This is a genomic window from Lentzea sp. JNUCC 0626, assembly GCF_043632865.1.
In the GTDB taxonomy this organism is placed as follows: domain Bacteria; phylum Actinomycetota; class Actinomycetes; order Mycobacteriales; family Pseudonocardiaceae; genus Lentzea.
Genome location: NZ_CP171635.1, coordinates 6,834,368 through 6,850,898, shown reverse-complemented (window position 1 = coordinate 6,850,898; position 16,531 = coordinate 6,834,368). Strand labels below are relative to the sequence as shown.

Here is a 16,531-nt window from a genome sequence, read left to right as displayed (position 1 = left end):
TGAGGTTATTAGCGGTACCGGGATTCGCAGGCGATGCCGTTGCGGTTGTCGTCGAGTTCGACCCGGTAACCCGGCTGGCCCCAGTAGAGCGGGGCGGCACCGGCGCGGCGGGCGTCGTCGCAGGTCGCGAAGAACGTGGGCTTCGGCGGCTGCGTCGTCGGCGGCGGCTTCTTGGTCGTGGTCGTCGTCACCGGAGGAGGTGGCGGAGGCGGGGGAGTGGAGGTCTCCAGGACGTCCTTGCCACCGCACGGCGTGCCCCACAGGCCCATCGGCACGCGTTGGGCGGCCACCTCGGCCTCCTTCTGGCCCGGCGTGGGAGTGCCCGCGGTGCGACCGGCGCCGTTGCCCAGCGCGAGCAACGCGTAGTCGGTGCCGTCGGTGAGGGAGAGGACTCCGGTGGTGCGGTCGTAGCGCACCTGCTGGTTCAGCAGCATGCTCTTGGCGAAACTCGTGGCGGCGTCCGCCCAGCACGCGCCGGGCTGAGCGAGGCCACTGACCTCGGCTTTCGAGCCGTCGGAGAGCATCACGGCCCGGCCGTCGACGATCGAGGCCACGCTGATGCCGAGTTGGGCGGGCGGAATCGACGCCGAGGTCGGCGACGACGCCGTCACCGGCGCGTCCTCGGCCGGCTTCTCGACGGCCACCGGCCTCGACTGCTGTACCTGCGCGGCGCATCCCGCGGTGAGCAGGACCAGTACGACCCCGCCCACAGTTCTCCACCCCGACATGACCTCGATGGTGCACGCGGGGAGGAGAGCCGCCAAGGTTACGTATTTCGAGCGGATCGGTTCATTGCGATTTCCAACCGAAATACGGAGATGCCCAGTTCAGCGTGCGGGCTTGAGCGTCCAGACGACGGTCATCTCGCCGGTGGTGACGCCCTCGGCGTTGCTGATCGTGATCGTGACGGGGAACTCGGGCCGCGTGCCGGCCTCCAGTTCGGCCAGGACCTCGTCCGCGGAACGCCCGAGCACGGCCTCCGCGCGCAGCGGGCCCATGGCGATCTTCTTGTAGGAGATCTCCGCGCTGACGGCGAGCGGCGTGGCCTTCGCGAGGTGGGCGGCGAACGCGGCCATCACGACGGCGCCGGACGCGGACTCGCCGAGGCCGAACATCATCGCGGCGTGCGGGCCGCCGATGTGGTTGTGCAGCTCAGGGGTGTCGGGCAGGGACGCCACGATGCGGCTCGCCGACACCTCCTCGAACTCGATGCCGGTCGTATTCACGTACGGCACTGCCTGCTTCATGGCGTCGGCGATGAACGACACGTCTTGGCTCATGAGACGGATGCTACCGGCGAGTAACCCCGTGGGCTACCCGTCGGTAGCGGCTACCCGGAGCGTACGTACCACTCCACTGTGGAGTGAGACCTGAAACTCACTTGCGAAACGGTGGACCGGGATGGATGCTTGTACCGAGCAACTAGTTGGGTGATACAAGCAACGAGGTGTCAGATGGTCGATCCGGGCAGGTGCACAGGCGTCGCCTTCGACGTCGATCCGGAGCACGCGCTCGCGGACCGGGTCGGCATGGCGATGGTTCGGCTCAACAAGATGCACGCACAGGTCACACATCAGATGGCCAAGCAGGGCATGGACAAGTCCGCCTTCGTGCTTCTCGCGACGCTCTCCGGTCTCGGGGAATGCCGTTCGAGCGCGCTCGCGGAGGCGGTTCTCTCGGACCCGTCCACGATCAGCCGGCAGGTCGCCGGCCTGGTGAAGGACGGGCTCGTCGAGAGGCGCGCTGATCCGGCGGACGGCCGGGCCAGCGTTCTCGCGGTCACGGAGGCGGGCCGCGAGCTGATCCTGACGCGACGGCGTCAGCGCAACGAAGCCATCGAGCAGGTGTTCGCGGACTGGGCCGACGACGACTTCAAAGGCTTCGCGGACCTGTTCGAACGCTTCGTCCAGGACTACGAGCGGATCATTCCGCCGCTTTTGACCAACCGCGGGACGGGGCCCCGCGACGGAGGGGAAGACTAGAAATGTCATCGACGACCGAGGCGACACCCACGCCAGGGGTTTCCCTGTCGCATCGCCAGATCATGACGATCCTGTCCGGTCTGCTGCTGGGGATGTTCCTCGCGGCGCTGGACCAGATGATCGTCGCCAGCGCCATGAAGACCATCGCGGACCAGCTGCACGGACAGACGTTGCAGGCGTGGGCGACGACCGCCTACCTGATCACCGCGACCATCACGACCCCGTTGTACGGCAAGCTGTCCGACATCTACGGGCGCAAGCCGATGTACCTCGCGGCGATCTCGCTGTTCCTCGTCGGTTCGCTGCTCTCGGGCATCGCGACCTCGATGTACGAGCTGGCCGCGTTCCGCGCGGTGCAGGGCCTCGGCGCCGGCGGTCTGATGTCGCTCGCCTTCGCGATCATGGCGGACATCATCTCGCCGCGTGAGCGCAGCAAGTACTCCGCGTACTTCATGGCCGTCTTCGGTTCGGCCAGCGTGCTCGGCCCGGTCATCGGCGGCGTGTTCGCCGGTCTCAGCTCGTTCCTCGGCGTGACGGGGTGGCGCTGGGTGTTCCTGGTGAACGTCCCGATCGCGCTGCTCGCCCTGTTCGTCGTGGCCCGCGTGCTGAACATCCCGCACCAGCGGGTGAACCACCGCATCGACTTCGGTGGCGCCATCGCGCTGACCGTCGGCCTGGTGCCGCTGCTGATCGTGGCCGAACAGGGCCGCGAGTGGGGCTGGGCGTCGGGTCTGTCGATCGCCATGTACGTGATCGGTGTGCTCGGCCTGGTGGCGTTCGTGTGGGTCGAGAACCGCATGGGCGACGAGGCGTTGCTGCCGATCCGGATGTTCCGCAACCACACGTTCTCGCTCGGCAACACGATCAACTTCGTGCTCGGCATCGGCATGTTCGGCGGCATGGTCTCCATCCCGCTGTACCTGCAGATCGTCAAGGGCGTCACGCCGACCACGTCGGGTCTGATGCTGCTGCCGATGACGTTCGGCATCATGTCGGCCACCGCGATCGCCGGAAAGGTGACCTCGAAGACCGGCCGCTACAAGGTGTTCCCGATCATCGGTGCCGGGCTGATGGCGATCGCGTTGTTCCTGCTCAGCACCATCGGCACGGACACGCCGAGCTGGCTCGTCATGGGCTACATGTTCCTGATGGGCGCGGGCCTCGGCCAGTGCATGCAGACGCTGCTGCTGGCGATCCAGAACGACGCCGAGCCGCGTGACATGGGCGTGGCGACCGCTTCGGCGACGTTCTTCCGCCAGATCGGTGGCACCGTCGGCACCGCGGTGTTCCTGTCGATCCTGTTCAGCACGGTCGGCGACAAGATCGCGGAGGGCCTGAAGGCCGCCGCGCAGACCGACGCCTTCCGCGCCGCTCTGGGCCAGAACCCGGAGTTCGCGAAGATGCTGCAGGGCGGTGGCGGTTCCGGGGTGGACATCAACAACACCGAGTTCCTCAACGGGCTCGACCCGGTGCTGGCCAAGCCGTTCCTCGACGGGTTCTCCAGTGCGATCGACACGGTCTTCCTGACCGGCGGCATCGTGATGATCGCCGCGTTCGTCCTCGTGTGGTTCCTGCGCGAGAAGCCGCTGTCGACCAAGTCGGGTCTGGAGCGGGTCGCGGACGCGGAGTCCATCGCGGTCTAGGGGTCGCAGGGCAACAAAAGAGGGGGACTGCTCCGAGCAGTCCCCCTCTTTTCGCGTGTTCCTAGTGGAACGACTCGCCGCGTGCCTCGGCGTCCTTCAAGCGCTGGTAGGAGCGCTTGATCTCGGCCTCGGCCTCGGTGCGTCCCACCCAGGACGCGCCCTCGACGCTCTTGCCCGGCTCGAGGTCCTTGTAGACCTCGAAGAAGTGCTGGATCTCCAGGCGGTCGAACTCCGCCAGGTGGTGGATGTCGCGCAGGTGCTCGTGGCGCGGGTCGTTGGCCGGGACGCACAGAACCTTGTCGTCGCCGCCCTTCTCGTCCGTCATGCGGAACATGCCGATCGCACGAGCGGCGATCAGGCAGCCGGGGAACGTCGGTTCCTGGACGAGCACGAGGGCGTCCAGCGGGTCGCCGTCCTCACCCAGGGTGTTCTCGATGAACCCGTAGTCGGCGGGGTACTGCGTCGACGTGAACAACGTCCGGTCGAGGCGGATGCGGCCACTCTTGTGGTCCACCTCGTACTTGTTGCGCACGCCCTTGGGGATCTCGATCAGGACGTCGAATTCCACTGGTCCTCGCTCATGTAGCCCATTCGTGATGCCCACTAGTGTGGACCACAACGCCTTGTCAACCCTCATCGGAGCCGTGGTTGGTGGGTGTGAGATTGCCCGTACCGAGCTAGCGGAGGCCCACTTGCCGGACGAGCCCCAGTGGCCGACCGAGGACGACGACGCCGGGTCGGTCGCCGCCGCGCAACAGCCAACGGTGCAGGTCAACCGCCCTTCGGTGGATCAGCCGACGATGCGTTTCCCGCTCGCCGCCGTGCTGTCGCCGCCGTCCACACCGGAGCCGCCGCGGTCCTCGCCGATCCGTTCCGTCCCGAACGGTGCGGGTGCCGGTTCGAGGCCCTCGGGTGTGCCAGTGCCCGGTTTCGGGGGTCCTCCGGCGCCCTCCGCGGAAAACGCCGGTGGGAAGTCTCACGGAGCGATTGGTCCGGAAGTCGGCCAACCTCGGGCCGTCCCGATGCGCATCGAACCAAAGCCCGACCAGCGGACGACCGAGATGGCGGTGCCGAACGCCAAGACGGCGCGCGTCGACCAGCTGCCGCACCTCGACCAGTCGTGGTTCGACCAGCCGGTGAGACCGGACGGCTCGCCGCAGCGGCCCGAGCCCACGAAGCGGGTCGACCAGCTGCAGAGCGCCCCGTCCGCGCCGCCCACGCCACCGCCGCCGTCGCCGTCGCAGCGTCCTGAGCAGCAGCGTCCCGAGCGGTCGCGTCCTGAGCAGACCCGGCCCGTGGCGCCGCCCCCGCCTCCCGCACCCGCGCCGCCGCGGCAGGAATCGCGCGACCTGCCCGTCACGGGCTACGAGGAGGAGCCGGAGGACCGGCTCGCGACCGAGGAGCCGCGCAAGGGCCGCAAGGGCCTCGTCGTCGTGCTCAGCCTGGTCGTCGTCGCGGCCCTGGCCGGCGCCACGATCTACGCCGTCCAGGAGTTCGGCGGCACCAAGGCGGTCGAGACCAAGCCCCCGGCCGCCCCGGCGAACGTCCAGACGCTGGTCAAGGCCGTCACCGCGGGTGGCCCGGCGCCGTCGGCGGCGGGCGTGAAGGGCGTGTTGACCGGACCGGCGGGCAACAGCGCGCTCGGCACGTTGACGGGCAGCGTCATCGACCCCGCCAGCGGCACGGCGCTGTGGCAGCAGGGCGACACCACGCCGGCGACCCCTGCGTCGAGCCTGAAGATCCTCACGGCCGCGGCCGCGTTGCTCAGCCTGGAGAAGACCGACCAGCTCTCGACCAAGGTCGTGGCGGGCGCGGAACCCGGCACCGTCGTGATCGTCGGCGGAGGTGACCCGACGATCTCCGGCGTGCCCGGCAAGTCGGTCTACCCCGGCGCCGCGACGCTCGACGACCTCGTCAACCAGGTCAAGGCCAAGGGGCCGGTCACCAAGGTCCAGTTCGACCTCAGCCGGTACGCGGGCGAGGCGCTCGGGCCGCAGTGGGAGACCGCCGACATCGCGGGCGGGTCGGTCGCGCCGATCGTGCCGTTCATGCTCGACGGCGGGCGGGTCGACCAGGCCAACGTCAACGGCGTGCGCACGGCGAGCCCCGGCCAGGCGGCGGCGGACGCGTTCGCGCAGCGGATCGGCGCTCCCGGTGCCACCGCCGGTGCCGCCCCGGCCGGCGCGGCGTTGCTCGGCGAGATCAAGTCGGCGCCGATCGAGCAGCTCGTCGACAACATGATGCAGATCTCCGACAACGTGCTGACCGAGGCGATCGCCCGCGAGGTCGCGCTGAAGACCGGCAACGAGGCGTCGTTCGCGGGCGGCGTGAAGGCCGTCCGGGACGTGCTGACCAAGGCGGGCTTCGACCTCACCGGCGCGAACTTCGTCGACGGCAGCGGACTGTCCGCCTCGAACAAGATCCCGGCCAAGCTGCTCACCGACGTGCTCACGGCGGCGGCCAAGCCCACGCTCGACGACGCGCGCACCGGGAAGTTGCGGCCGTTGCTGACGGCGCTGCCCGTCGCGGGCGGCAGCGGCACCCTGGCCGGTCGATACGGCGGTGACGCGGCATCGGGCAGGGGCTGGGTGCGGGCCAAGACCGGCACGCTCACCGGCGTCAACGCGCTCGCGGGCGTCGTGGTCGACGTGGACGGACGGGTGCTCGTGTTCTCGTTCATGTCCGCCAGCAACCGCAACCCGGAGACCGAGGTGCGCCCGGCGCTCGACGTGCTCGCCGCCGCGTTGCGGGGTTGTGGCTGTTCGTAGCGGGCCGTGCGCAGGTAGCGTCGGAAGCGTGAACGGCGCGACGGAGGCAGAGCTCGGCCCGGTGGACTGGGAGCTGGCGGTTTCGACCGCGACAAGGCTCGTCAGGCCAGGACCGGTGATCGGCAAGGACGAGGCCGACCACGTCGTCGGCAGGCTTCGCGCGCTCGCGCCGCAGGCGGAGGTGCACGTCCGCGAGCTGACAGGGCTCGGCCAGGGACTGCCGCTGCTGCCGGGCGAGGTCGTGGACCGGCCCGCCTGGGTGGCTGCCGCCGCCCAGGGGCTCGCGGCGTTGACAGGGCCCGCGATGCCCCGGCAGACCGGTCCGATGGCGGGCCTGCTCGCCGGCACGGCAGGCGTCCAGGCCGGTGTCGTGATGGCGTTCCTGTCGTCGCGGGTGCTCGGGCAGTACGACCCGTTCAGCCCGACCGACCAGCTCGCGGGCCGGTTGCTGCTGGTCGCGCCGAACATCGTTGGGGCGCAACAGGCTCTCGACGTGCCGGACGACGACTTCCGGATGTGGGTCTGCCTGCACGAGTGCACGCACCGGTTGCAGTTCACCGGCGTGCCGTGGCTGCGGCAGTACTTCGCCGACCAGGTCACGGCGTTGCTGTCCTCAATGGACGAAGAGCGCGCGCCGCTGGTCGAGATCATTCGCGACTTCCGGGCCAAGCTGCGCGAGGGCGACGGCCCGATGGGCCTGATCGAGCTCATCCAGTCGCCGCAGCAGAAGGCCGTGCTGGACCGCCTGATCGCACTGTCCACTTTGCTCGAAGGCCACGCCGACCACGTGATGGACGCCGTCGGTCCGTCGGTCGTGCCGTCCGTGTCGACCATCCGCACCCGGTTCAGCGCCCGGCGCAAGGGCGGCGGCCTGATGGACCGGATCCTGCGAACGGTGATGGGCGTCGAGGCCAAGGTCCGGCAGTACGAGGAAGGCGCCGAGTTCACCTCGTACGTGGTCGAGCGAGTGGGCATGGACGGCTTCAACGCGATCTGGACGTCCGCCGACACCCTGCCGACCCGGGCGGAGATCGCCGAGCCGATGAGCTGGCTGCGCCGCGTGTCACCGTGAACGGCCCGGTCGCCGAGATCCGCTCGGCGGTCCGCCGGTTCCTGGATTCGGTGCAACCGTCAGCGGTGACCGTGGCCGTGTCGGGTGGCGCTGATTCGCTGGCGCTGGCGGCGTGCGTCGGACGGCTGGTGCCCGGTGCCTCGGCCGTGGTCGTTGATCATCAGCTGCAACCGGGGTCTGCCGACGTGGCGTTGCGGGCCGCTCAGCAGTGCGCCGATTTCGGGCTCGTGTCGCGTGTGGAGCCCGTGGTGGTGGGTGCCGTTGGTGGACCCGAGGGCGCCGCACGTGCTGCCCGCTACGCGGCTCTGCGGCCCGCTGCCGGGGTGGTGCTGCTCGGGCACACGCTGGACGACCAGGCCGAGACGGTGCTGCTGGGCCTGGGGCGCGGGTCCGGGCCCCGTTCGATCGCCGGGATGAGGGTGTTCGACGCGCCGTGGGGGCGGCCGTTGCTGGGGGTGCCGCGTGCCGTCACTCGGGCCGCTTGTGCGGAGCAGGGGATTTCGGTGTGGGAGGACCCGCACAACGTCGATCCGTCGTTCACGCGCGTGCGGCTGCGTGCCGAGGTGCTGCCGTTGCTGGAGTCGGTGCTGCAGGGAGGGGTGGCCGCCTCGTTGGCGCGGACCGCCGCCCAGTTGCGCGAGGACTGTGACGCACTCGACTCGCTGGCTTCCGCGTTCGCCGGCGACTGCTGTGCCGTTGACGACATCTCCGAGTTGCCCGTGGCACTGCGACGGAGAGTGCTCCGAACGTGGCTGCAGGGTGAGGGAGTGCCTGAACTGTCCGATTCGCACCTGCGACGTGTTGACGCACTGGTGAGTGAATGGCGCGGTCAGGGCGGTGTCTGGCTACCTGGCGGCTTTGTCGTGCGGCGCGCGCATGGCAGGCTCGTTGTGGAACCACGTTCTTAAGCAGAGGGGACCTGTCCGTGTACGACGGAGACATCGCATCCGTGCTCATCACCGAGCAGGAGATCAGCGACAAGGTCACCGAACTCGCCAAGCAGGTCGCGGCTGATCACCCAGAAGGTGACTCCGACCTCGTGCTGATCACGGTGCTCAAGGGCGCCGTGATGTTCATGGCCGACCTTGCCCGCGCGCTGCCCGTTCCGGTGCAGCTCGAGTTCATGGCCGTTTCGTCTTATGGGTCCTCGACTTCGTCCTCGGGCGTGGTGCGGATTCTGAAGGACCTGGATCGCGACATCGCGGACCGGAACGTGGTGATCGTCGAGGACATCATCGATTCTGGGTTGACGTTGTCGTGGCTGTTGAAGAATCTGCAGTCGCGGAAGCCTCGGTCGTTGCAGGTGTGCACTTTGCTGCGCAAGCCTGATGCGGTGAAGGTGGAGGTGCCGGTGAAGTACGTCGGGTTCGACATCCCCAACGAGTTCGTTGTCGGGTATGGGCTTGATTATGCGGAGCGGTACCGGGACCTGCCTTACATCGGGACGTTGGATCCCAAGGTTTATTCGAGCTGAATTCCCTGCGGAGTTGCGTCCCACAGTTCGTCTCACCTTGCGAGGGGGGTCCAGTTGGGTCGAGACGGATGAAGTGGGTTGCGATTGGGGCTTGACCTTGAGCCTCTAGCTGGATGCTGATCGGCCTCAAAAGCCGGGGTGAAAAGCGCCCCGGCCGGTCTGAGATGTTGGCATCCAGCCCCTCAAGGTCAAGCCCCAATCGCCATGAGCGGTGGAACCGGCTCACTGGTTTGAATCAGCCCGTTCGGGCTCGCTTCGCTTCGCCACGCCGGGTTTCGTAGGTGGTGGGGTTTGTGTTGGTGGGTGGCGGTTGGCACCGCGCGCCGAAGCCAAGACGGTGGTCACCTTGCGTTCGCGACTGCGGTTGGGCTTAGAAGCTCGGCTGCGCCATCGCGATGCTTGCGCTCTGACGGGCTCGCCTTCGGCTTCGCATCTCCTCAAGCCACAGTGGCCGAACGCATCGCTGCCCTGCGCTCAGCTACCTCACGCTCGACTGCTTGGCCATGAAGAAAGCCGGGCCTCCCTTTCGGGAAGCCCGGCTTTGTCGTGCCTGGGGTGACTAGCAGTTCGGGCGGCAGCGGCGCTGCGAGACGGCGTCGAGGAGAACTGCGCGGATGTCCTCCGGGTTCGGGGCCTGGTAGGCCTTGCCGCCGGTGGCTGCGGAGATCGCGCGGAGTGCGTCCATGTCCACCTCGTCGCCCAGGCCCACCATGATGATCGGGACGGGCTTCGCGGGGTCGGACTCGCGCTTCAGGGTCTCGATCAGGGCCGCGTTGTCGATCGAAGAGATGTCGTCGTTGCGGCCGTCGGTCATCAGGACGACCGAGTTGACCTTCGAGGCGTCGTAGCCCTGTTTGACGTGGCGGTAGGCCGCCAGGGTGGTGTCGTTGAGGGCCGTGCCGCCGCCGACGAGGCCCGGGAGTTGGGAGGCGCCGGCTTCCAGGCGCTTGCGGCGGGTGACGCCTGCCAGGGGTTCGCCGAGCGGGCCGATCGGGACCAGTTCGATCCAGTCGTTCGGCGGCTTCTTGTCGGTCGAGAACGCCCAGAGGCCGATGGCCGTGGTGTCCGGGAGCATCGAGAGAGCGGTCATCGAGGCCTCGGTGGCCGCTTCCACTCGGGTTTTGCCGTTGCCGCTCTTCTCGATCATCGAGCCGGAGACGTCGATGACCGTGAGCATGCGCATGTCGAGGCTGATGGCGCCCCAGGTGCGGAGGAGTTCGGAGACCTGGTCCGCGGTCGGGGTCTCGATCAGTTTGACGTCGCCCGCCTGGACGCCCTCGACGTCCGTCGACCACTTCGCCGGGGCGGCGCCCTGGACGGTGCGGAAGCCGGCTTCGCCGAAGCGCTTCGAGGTTTCGGCGGAGCGGAGGGTCTTCTCGAACTCCGCCGCGGCCTCGCCGATGCCTTCCGGCTCGTTCTGGCGGGAGACGCGGACCAGCGGGTAGTCGAAGGAGAGCGTGCCTTCCTTGGGCGGGGCGCCCAGGACCGCGTTGTCCTTCACGGCCCTGTTGTTCGCCACGACGGACTGTTCGGTCGCGGCGAAGAGCGGGGCCTTTTCGGCGTCGGTGGTGACTTTGCCGAAAGCGTCTCGGACGGAAGGAACGGCGCTGCGGCCCACGCGGAGGAGAGTGCCGACCAATTCCGGTTTGGGAGTTCCGTCCGCATTGCCCAGCAAAGTACGAATCACGAAGAGCGAGGCGAGGCCTTCAGAGGTCATCGTCGGGTCGCTCATCGAGATCTGGACGCGCGGGTCGACGACCTTTGCCCACGAGACCGGGGTGACCGGGAAGCCGATCTTGGACATCGCCTGTTCCGAACCGGCCATCACGAGCGGGCTGGTGGCCAGGGACGGCTTGATGTCCAGTTTCGGGGCTTCCGGGCCCGTCTCGGCGGACAGGCGCTGGGCCTCGGCGGCCCACATCGACGAGTCGGGGATCCAGAGCGAGTGGGGGTTGATCTGGGCGGTCGGCAGTTCGTTCGCGACGTCTGCGGCGTTGCGCGACTCGACCTGGACCTGGACGCAGCGGCCGTTCACGACCGGCTGTGACCGCTGGTAGTCCTGCGCCGCGGCGTTCACGACATCCAGGGCTGCGGGGGTGACGGCGACCTTCAACGGCAGTGCGCCGGAGCAGTCGGCGCCGCTGGTGACACGCAGTGCCACGACCGTGACGCCCGCCGCCGCGACCACTCCCAGCAGGGCGGCCACGGGGAGGGCCACCCGCCGGAACAATCCGGGGGACGTATGACGTGCTGACATACAGTTACTTACCTTCGGTCATGTGTTCACTCTTTCGAGTGGCGGGGGAACACTCGGGGGATGAATGAGGATGACATGTGACCGCCAAACGTACTGAGACGGCGTGACCTGCGTCACTCGTCTGGGCGGACGTATTTGTTCCGGCTGAACCAAAGTGCGTGAACATGCGTGGTGGGGGTCACCCGTGGGAACCCCGGACCGCCCCCGCCCGTTGGTTGTCCAGTACCCGGCCAGCGAGCGGTAGGCTGGTCGGACGCGGTATGTGGGTCTTCCACTGCCCGACGCGCAAGTCAGGGAGGGTCGAGGCCGCCCGCCGGCCGTAAGTGCATGGACCGCAAGCGCCTGCTTCGCAACCCGCTGCTGTGGATCGCTGCGGTGTTGCTGCTGTACTTCGTCTTCACCGTTCTTTTTGACGACTCGCGGGGCTACCACCCCGTGAAGACGTCCCAGGCGCTGCAACAGGTCAGGGACGGCAAGGTCAAGGAAGCCACGATCGAGGACAAGGAGCAGCGTCTCCGTCTCACCCTCACCGACGGCACCACCTTCGAGGGCAGCAACCGCCTGATCACGCAGTTCCCGGCCAGCTCGACGGACGAGATCTTCAACGTCCTCGACCAGGCCGGCAACAAGCCGACCGTCGAGACCAAGGTCAGCCAGGAGTCCATCCTGATGCAGATCTTGATCTACCTCGTGCCGCTCGGCCTGCTGTTGCTGCTGCTCATGTGGATGATGAACAACGCCCAGGGCGGTGGAAACCGCGTTCTGAACTTCGGCAAGTCCAAGGCCAAGCAGCTCTCCAAGGACATGCCCAAGACGACGTTCGCCGACGTCGCCGGCGCCGAGGAGGCCGTCGAGGAACTCGAGGAGATCAAGGACTTCCTCCAGAACCCCGGCCGCTACCAGGCTCTCGGCGCGAAGATCCCGAAGGGCGTGCTGCTGTACGGCCCGCCGGGAACCGGTAAGACGCTGCTCGCCAGGGCCGTCGCCGGTGAGGCGGGCGTGCCGTTCTACTCGATCTCCGGTTCGGACTTCGTCGAGATGTTCGTCGGTGTCGGTGCCTCGCGTGTGCGCGACCTGTTCGAGCAGGCCAAGCAGAACGCGCCGTGCATCATCTTCGTCGACGAGATCGACGCGGTGGGCCGCCACCGCGGTGCCGGTCTCGGCGGCGGGCACGACGAGCGCGAGCAGACCCTCAACCAGCTGCTCGTCGAGATGGACGGCTTCGACTCGCGCGGCGGGATCATCCTGATCGCCGCGACGAACCGTCCCGACATCCTCGACCCGGCCCTGCTGCGCCCCGGCCGCTTCGACCGTCAGATCCCGGTGTCCGCACCGGACCTGAAGGGCCGCAAGCAGATCCTGCGCGTGCACTCGAAGGGCAAGCCGCTCGCCTCGGACGCCGACCTCGACGGCCTCGCGAAGCGCACCGTCGGGTTCTCCGGCGCCGACCTCGCGAACGTCATCAACGAGGCCGCGCTGCTCACGGCCCGCCAGAACGGCCACACCATCACGGGTGCCGCGCTGGAGGAGTCCGTCGACCGCGTGATCGGCGGTCCGGCCCGCAAGAGCCGGATCATCTCCGAGAAGGAGAAGAAGATCACCGCGTACCACGAGGCCGGGCACGCCCTGGCCGCGTGGGCCATGCCGGACATCGACCCGGTCTACAAGGTCACGATCCTCGCCCGCGGCCGCACGGGTGGTCACACCCTCTCGGTGCCGGAAGAGGACAAGGACCTGATGACCAGGTCCGAGATGATCGCGCGACTGGTGTTCGCACTGGGTGGCCGTTCCGCCGAGGAGCTCGTCTTCCACGAGCCCACGACGGGTGCGTCCAACGACATCGAGCAGGCGACCAAGATCGCCCGCGCGATGGTCACCGAGTACGGCATGAGCGCGAAGCTCGGTGCGGTGAAGTACGGGCAGGAGCAGGGCGAGCCGTTCCTCGGTCGCTCGGCCGGTCGCCAGGCGGACTACTCGCTGGAGGTCGCGCACGAGATCGACGAGGAGGTGCGCAAGCTCATCGAGGCCGCGCACACCGAGGCGTACGAGGTGCTCAACACCTACCGCGACGTCCTCGACGACCTCACGCTCGAGCTGATCGACAAGGAGACCCTGCACCAGAAGGACCTGGAGCGGATCTTCGCCCGCGTCGAGAAGCGCCCGCGGATCACCCAGTTCAACGACTTCGGTGACCGCACGCCGTCCGACGTCCCGCCGGTCAAGACCCCCGGCGAGCTCGCCAGGGAACGCGGCGAGCCGTGGCCGCCGGTCGTCGAGGACGCGATCGAGGAAGAGCTGCGCAAGGACGACGAGGCCGCCGCGGCGGAACCCGTCACCGAGCAGCTGCCCTCGGCCAACGGCTCGAACGGCGTGCACCAGCCCGGCCAGCCGAACCAGGCGGTCCCGCCGAACTACGGCGCGCCTCCCGGCTGGACCCCGGCGACGGTGCCCGGCAGCAAACCGCACAACGTGTGGGAGCCGAAGAAGCCCCAGTCCGACCAGGACGAGCGGCAGTGACAGAGCAACACCAGCTCGACGGAGACGCCGGCCTCACCCACCACGGGGAGGCCGGCGTCTCCGCGCGGCGGGTCTTCGACCAGGCGCGGGCAGAGGCTGCGGTGCGCGAACTGCTGATCGCGTGCGGTGAGGACCCGGACCGAGAGGGTCTGCACGAGACACCCGCACGGGTGGCGCGTGCCTACAAGGAGTTGTTCGCGGGGCTCTACACCGAGCCGGACAGCGTGCTGGAGAAGACGTTCGGGGAGAGCCACGAGGAACTCGTGCTCGTCACGGACATCCCGATGTTCAGCTTCTGCGAGCACCACCTGCTGCCGTTCCACGGCGTCGCACACGTCGGGTACATCCCGAACGAACAGGGCCGCGTGACGGGCCTGTCGAAGATCGCCCGCCTGGTCGACCTCTACTCGAAGCGGCCGCAGGTGCAGGAGCGGTTGACGTCGCAGGTCGCGGACGCGTTGGTGCGCAAGCTCGAACCGCGCGGCGTGATCGTCGTGATGGAGGCCGAGCACCTGTGCATGGGCATGCGCGGCGTGCGCAAGCCCGGTTCCCGCACGACGACGTCCGCGGTGCGGGGCCTGCTGCGCACGTCCTCGACGACGCGGGCGGAGGCCATCGAACTGATCAGGGGCCGGACGCGATGAGCGCTCTGCCCCGTCCCGGCCGGTGCGTCGTGATGGGCGTGCTGAACGTGACGCCGGATTCGTTCTCCGACGGCGGGCGCTACATCGACCGGCGGGACGCGGTCGCGCACGGCGTCGAGATGTTCAAGCGCGGCGCGGATCTGATCGACGTGGGCGGCGAGTCGACGCGGCCCGGCGCCCGCCGGGTCGAACCCGCCGAGGAGATCGCCCGGATCGTGCCGGTGATCAGCGCGCTGGTGTCCGAACAGGTCCCGGTCAGCGTGGACACGATGCGTGCTTCCGTTGCGGCGGCGGCGTTGGAGGCCGGTGCGTCGATCGTGAACGACGTGTCCGGCGGCCTCGCCGATCCGGAGATGGCGAAGGTCGTCGCCGCCGCCGGTGTGCCGTACGTGCTGATGCACTGGCGTGGGCACAGCACGGAGATGGACGAGCTGGCGACGTACGACGACGTGGTGACGGACGTTCGTTCCGAACTGCTGGAACGGGTCGAGGCCGCGCTGGCCGCCGGTGTCGCGGAGTCGTCGATCGTGCTCGACCCCGGGCTGGGGTTCGCGAAGCTCGGCGACCACAACTGGGAACTGTTGCAGCGCCTCGACGAACTGGTCGAGCTGGGCTTCCCGGTGCTGGTGGGGGCGTCGCGCAAACGCTTCCTCGGCACGTTGCTCGGCAACCGTCCGCCGGACGGCAGGGAGGACGCGACGGCGGCGATTTCGGCGCTGGCCGCGTTCAACGGGGCATGGGGTGTGCGGGTGCACGACGTCGACCGGACCTTGGACGCGGTCGCCGTCGCCGGTGCGTGGAGGCGGGGACATGGCTGACCGGATCGCGTTGACGGGGCTGCGGGTGCGCGGCCACCACGGGGTCTTCGAGCACGAGAAGCGCGACGGGCAGGAGTTCGTCGTCGACGTCACGCTGTGGCTGGATCTCTCGTCGGCGTCCCGCACGGACGATCTCAAGGAGACCTACCACTACGGCGAACTCGCCGAGATGGCCGCGAAGATCATCGGCGGCGAGCCGTACGACCTCATCGAGACGGTGGCGGGCAAGATCGCCGACGCCGCGATGACGGACACGAGGCTGCACGCGGTCGAGGTGACGGTGCACAAGCCGTCCGCGCCGATCCCGCTGACGTTCGACGACGTGTCGGTGACGATCCGCCGCTCGCGTCGTCTCGCCGCCCCGCTGCCGAAGGAAAAGCCTTGAGCCGCGCCGTTCTCTCGATCGGCTCGAACCTCGGTGACCGCTTCGCCTTCCTGCAGTCCGTGGTGGACGGGCTGCGGCCGTTCGTCGTGGCCGTGTCGCCGGTGTACGAGACGGCGGCGTGGGGTGTCGAGGACCAGCCGGACTTCCTCAACGCCGTCGTGATCGTGACGGCGGACGACGTGGACGAGTGGGGCTGGCTGCGGCGCGGGCAGGCGTTGGAGAACGCCGCCGGGCGCGTGCGGGAGCAGCGCTGGGGACCGCGCACGTTGGACGTGGACGTGGTTTCGGTGGACGGGGTGACCTCGGACCACCCGGAGCTGCTTCTGCCGCATCCTGGGGCGTTTGAGCGCGCAACAGTCCTCATCCCGTGGCTCGACGTCGAGCCCGACGCGGTGCTGCCGGGGCGCGGACCCGTTGCGGGGCTGGAGTTTTCCGCTGACGGCGTGCGGCGGCGTGACGATCTCGTGCTTTCCGGTTGGATGGACTCGTGAGGTTCACCCGTCCCCGCGACCTGACCGCTGTCGCGCTCATCGCCGCGTTGCTGGCTCATCTGCTGCTGCGACTCGCGTACGACACGTTGCCGCCGTTGCCGGTGCTGGCCGGGTCGACGTTGTTCGTCATCGCCGTCGTGGAGGTCGTTCTCGCGTTCTCGCTGAGGGCGCGGATCCAGCGGCGGCCGGGGGCGCGTCCGGTGCAGCCGCTGACGGCCGCGCGGGCAGTCGCTTTGGCAAAGGCTTCGTCTGTTTTGGGCGCTTTGATGCTCGGTGCCTGGACCGGGGTCCTGGTCTACGTGATCCCCGTCCGCGACTCGTTCCCGGCGGCCTCGAACGACCTGGTGGCGGCGGTGATCGGGATGATCTCGGCGGTTGCGCTGACCGCCGCAGCGCTGTGGCTGGAGCACTGCTGCAAGACGCCCAACGAGAGTTCCGGGACGGATTAGATACCCGGCCGTAGGTCTCAGTCGCATAACT

16 protein-coding genes are annotated in these 16,531 nt (G+C 68.6%); 12 read left to right on the top strand and 4 right to left on the bottom strand.

The annotated features are described in order from the left end of the window. Nucleotides 1-8: 8 nt before the first annotated feature. Nucleotides 9-728 carry an excalibur calcium-binding domain-containing protein gene (locus JNUCC0626_RS31260; protein WP_394614340.1) on the bottom strand — a complete coding sequence of 240 codons (720 nt, stop codon included), beginning with the start codon at nucleotides 726-728 and terminating at the stop codon, nucleotides 9-11. Between the two features lie 99 nt (nucleotides 729-827). After that, nucleotides 828-1,280 (bottom strand): DUF4442 domain-containing protein, encoded by a 453-nt coding sequence (locus JNUCC0626_RS31255; protein ID WP_394614338.1) that lies wholly within the window; start codon nucleotides 1,278-1,280, stop codon nucleotides 828-830. 174 nt (nucleotides 1,281-1,454) lie between these two features. Between JNUCC0626_RS31255 and JNUCC0626_RS31250 the strand changes: the two genes are divergently transcribed. Both JNUCC0626_RS31250 and JNUCC0626_RS31245 read left to right on the top strand, forming a co-directional pair. Then, on the top strand, nucleotides 1,455-1,982 hold the full coding sequence (locus JNUCC0626_RS31250) for a MarR family winged helix-turn-helix transcriptional regulator (protein ID WP_394614336.1): 528 nt from the start codon (nucleotides 1,455-1,457) through the stop codon (nucleotides 1,980-1,982). Nucleotides 1,983-1,984: 2 nt separating this feature from the next. Then, nucleotides 1,985-3,625, top strand: a complete 1,641-nt coding sequence (locus tag JNUCC0626_RS31245) for an MDR family MFS transporter (RefSeq protein WP_394614334.1) — start codon at nucleotides 1,985-1,987, stop codon at nucleotides 3,623-3,625. 61 nt (nucleotides 3,626-3,686) lie between these two features. Here the strand turns inward: JNUCC0626_RS31245 and JNUCC0626_RS31240 are convergent, their stop codons facing one another. Then, nucleotides 3,687-4,193 (bottom strand): inorganic diphosphatase, encoded by a 507-nt coding sequence (locus JNUCC0626_RS31240; protein ID WP_285647754.1) that lies wholly within the window; start codon nucleotides 4,191-4,193, stop codon nucleotides 3,687-3,689. 454 nt (nucleotides 4,194-4,647) lie between these two features. On the opposite strand from JNUCC0626_RS31240, the gene dacB reads away from it, so the two are divergent. From dacB to hpt, 4 genes are read left to right on the top strand one after another with little or no spacing between them, the layout of a single operon-like run. Next, the gene (gene dacB, locus JNUCC0626_RS31235) at nucleotides 4,648-6,393 is read left to right on the top strand and encodes a D-alanyl-D-alanine carboxypeptidase/D-alanyl-D-alanine endopeptidase (protein ID WP_394614332.1); all 1,746 of its coding nucleotides are present in this window, start codon (nucleotides 4,648-4,650) and stop codon (nucleotides 6,391-6,393) included. A 28-nt stretch (nucleotides 6,394-6,421) separates the two neighbouring features. Then, nucleotides 6,422-7,465: a zinc-dependent metalloprotease gene (locus JNUCC0626_RS31230; protein ID WP_394614330.1), complete on the top strand. Its 1,044-nt coding sequence runs from the start codon at nucleotides 6,422-6,424 to the stop codon at nucleotides 7,463-7,465. Continuing rightward, nucleotides 7,462-8,373, top strand: a complete 912-nt coding sequence (gene tilS, locus JNUCC0626_RS31225) for a tRNA lysidine(34) synthetase TilS (protein WP_394614328.1) — start codon at nucleotides 7,462-7,464, stop codon at nucleotides 8,371-8,373. Before JNUCC0626_RS31230 ends, tilS begins: the two co-directional genes overlap by 4 nt. Nucleotides 8,374-8,390: 17 nt before the next feature. Next, on the top strand, nucleotides 8,391-8,939 hold the full coding sequence (gene hpt / locus JNUCC0626_RS31220; protein ID WP_030477529.1) for a hypoxanthine phosphoribosyltransferase: 549 nt from the start codon (nucleotides 8,391-8,393) through the stop codon (nucleotides 8,937-8,939). A 559-nt stretch (nucleotides 8,940-9,498) separates the two neighbouring features. Here hpt and JNUCC0626_RS31215 read toward each other — a convergent pair. Continuing rightward, nucleotides 9,499-11,157 (bottom strand): substrate-binding domain-containing protein, encoded by a 1,659-nt coding sequence (locus tag JNUCC0626_RS31215; protein ID WP_394614326.1) that lies wholly within the window; start codon nucleotides 11,155-11,157, stop codon nucleotides 9,499-9,501. A 366-nt stretch (nucleotides 11,158-11,523) separates the two neighbouring features. Between JNUCC0626_RS31215 and ftsH the strand changes: the two genes are divergently transcribed. The 6 genes from ftsH to JNUCC0626_RS31185 are packed head-to-tail and all read left to right on the top strand — an operon-like array spanning nucleotide 11,524 to nucleotide 16,500. Then, entirely contained in the window at nucleotides 11,524-13,713 is a 2,190-nt protein-coding gene (ftsH, locus tag JNUCC0626_RS31210; protein WP_394614324.1) for an ATP-dependent zinc metalloprotease FtsH, read from the top strand. Beyond that, nucleotides 13,710-14,357, top strand: coding sequence for a GTP cyclohydrolase I FolE (gene folE / locus JNUCC0626_RS31205; RefSeq protein ID WP_394614323.1), 648 nt, complete (start codon nucleotides 13,710-13,712; stop codon nucleotides 14,355-14,357). Before ftsH ends, folE begins: the two co-directional genes overlap by 4 nt. Further along, nucleotides 14,354-15,175, top strand: coding sequence for a dihydropteroate synthase (gene folP / locus JNUCC0626_RS31200; RefSeq protein ID WP_394614322.1), 822 nt, complete (start codon nucleotides 14,354-14,356; stop codon nucleotides 15,173-15,175). The genes folE and folP overlap by 4 nt, the downstream gene beginning before the upstream one ends. Continuing rightward, nucleotides 15,168-15,560, top strand: coding sequence for a dihydroneopterin aldolase (folB, locus tag JNUCC0626_RS31195; RefSeq protein ID WP_394614320.1), 393 nt, complete (start codon nucleotides 15,168-15,170; stop codon nucleotides 15,558-15,560). Before folP ends, folB begins: the two co-directional genes overlap by 8 nt. Continuing rightward, the gene (gene folK / locus JNUCC0626_RS31190; RefSeq protein ID WP_394614318.1) at nucleotides 15,557-16,051 is read left to right on the top strand and encodes a 2-amino-4-hydroxy-6-hydroxymethyldihydropteridine diphosphokinase; all 495 of its coding nucleotides are present in this window, start codon (nucleotides 15,557-15,559) and stop codon (nucleotides 16,049-16,051) included. The genes folB and folK overlap by 4 nt, the downstream gene beginning before the upstream one ends. Next, nucleotides 16,048-16,500, top strand: a complete 453-nt coding sequence (locus JNUCC0626_RS31185; RefSeq protein ID WP_394614316.1) for a DUF3180 domain-containing protein — start codon at nucleotides 16,048-16,050, stop codon at nucleotides 16,498-16,500. The genes folK and JNUCC0626_RS31185 overlap by 4 nt, the downstream gene beginning before the upstream one ends. Nucleotides 16,501-16,531: the final 31 nt, after the last annotated feature.